2 protein-coding genes are annotated in these 1827 nt (G+C 75.5%); one reads left to right on the top strand and one right to left on the bottom strand.

The annotated features are described in order from the left end of the window. Positions 1 to 620: amidohydrolase (locus tag G3I40_RS33860; protein WP_164558667.1), on the bottom strand; the 620-nt coding region annotated here is incomplete at its 3' end. 238 nt (positions 621 to 858) lie between these two features. On the opposite strand from G3I40_RS33860, the gene G3I40_RS33865 reads away from it, so the two are divergent. Continuing rightward, positions 859 to 1827 (top strand): LacI family DNA-binding transcriptional regulator (locus G3I40_RS33865; RefSeq protein ID WP_164558668.1); only part of this gene is annotated, 969 nt, incomplete at its 3' end.

Consider the following 1827-nt stretch of genomic DNA (forward strand, 5'->3'; position numbering starts at 1 on the left):
ACGCGCAGGCCCGGGTGGCGGGGGCGGCCGAAGGCCCGGAAGGCGAACCAGGCCGCGTGCATCTGGTGGACGTACGGGACGAGCGCGGGCCACCAGGCGGGGGCGCCTGCCGGTGCGGGCGGGGCCGCTCCGGGATGGACGAAGAGGGGCTTGCCGAGGCGGGCGAGGAGGGTGAGCAGCGGCGCCATGGCCGCCCAACTCCCCTCGTCCTGAAGGGCGGTGGCCGGAAGCTGGAGGCCGGCGCAGCCGCGGTCCAGCGCGCGTTCGACCGCGGCCGCAGCGAGCCCGTCGACGGTCAGACACGGGGAGGCCCACACGCCGAACGGGGCCGGGAGCGCGAGGGCGCCGTCGTGGAAGGCGGCCAGCAGCGGCTCCGCCTCGGCGGGCGGCAGGTACTCGATGCCGAGCGGGCTGGACAGGGAGATCAGGGCCAGGTCCAGGCCGTCGGCCGCGGCGAGACGGGTACGGGCCGCGATGTCGTGATCGGCCGGGTCCACCTCGTACGGCGGCTCGCCCGCCAGGTGCAGGGTCCAGCCGTCCAGCCGCGGGGGCGCCGTGCGGGCGCGCAGCAGCTCGATGAACTCGGGCGGCCAGAGGTGCTGGTGGACGTCGGTGCGCACGGGGCGGTTCCTCGGATCGACGGGCGGGCCGGCGGACGGGTCGACAGGCGAAGCGGCTGCCCGGACCGGCGGACGGGCGGCTGACGGACCGGCTGTTCCGGGGAGTGCCGGTCGGCAGGTTAACCGCTTAACTGATTCGCTTCACTTAAGCGCTTCACAAGCCGGGCTGTCAAGGCCGGCCGCAAGGCCGCGGGGCAGTGCGGGGCGGTGCGGGCAGGGGCCCGGTAGGCTTTCGGGCATGGCCAGGCCCAGCAAGCGCACCACCCTTCGCGAAGTGGCCGAGGCCACCGGCCTCTCCACCGCCGCCGTCTCCTACGCACTGCGCGGCAAGCAGGTCTCCAAGGAGACCGAGGAGCGCGTCCGCAAGGCCGCCGCCGAACTCGGCTACGAGGTCGACCCCATCGCCCGCGCCCTGGCCAGCGGCCGCACCAGCACGGTCGGCGTCCTCGTCAGCGACCTCCAGGACCTGTGCCAGCAGCAGCTGACGGCGGCGATCGGCCGCGAACTGCTGGCCGGCGACCGGTACGCGCTGATCCTGGACGCGGGCGGCGACCCCGACCGGGAGCTCGCGCTCGCCAAGCAGCTGCGCGACCAGCGGGTGGACGCGCTCATCGTCTCGCCGGTGAACCCGGCGGCGGCCGGCTGGAAGGCGATCGCCGAGGAGCTGCCGGTGGTGGCCATCGGGGACTCGCTGCAGAAGGCGCGCACCGCGGGCCAGGTCATCTTCGACAACCGGGCGGGCATCGACGCCGTCCTGGAGTACCTGCACGCCCTCGGCCACCGCCGGATCACCGTGCTGACGCCGACCCGGCCGAGCACCCCGGACCGGCCCGCCGACGTGTACGTGCGCGAGGCCGCGGAGCGGCTCGGCCTCGTCACCGAACTCACGCCCTGCCCGCAGGAGTTGGGCGAGGCGACGGCGGTCGCGCGTGGCGTCCTCGCCCGCCCCGAGCCCGCCACCGCCGTCTTCTGCTTCTCCGACTCGCTGGCCTACGGGGTGTACGCGGCGGCCGCGGAGGCCTCGCTCGCGGTCGGCCGGGACGTCTCGGTCGTCGGGTTCGACAACCACCCCGTCTCGCGGGTGCTGTCCCCGCCGCTGTCCGCGGTGGACTGGGGGCTCGCGGAGATCGCCGCGGAGGCGGCGCGGCTCACCGTGGCGGCGATCGAGGGCAAGCGGGTGCCGCGCAAGCGGATCCTGTGCGCGCCG

The organism is Streptomyces sp. SID14478 (assembly GCF_010548525.1).
Lineage (GTDB): Bacteria > Actinomycetota > Actinomycetes > Streptomycetales > Streptomycetaceae > Streptomyces.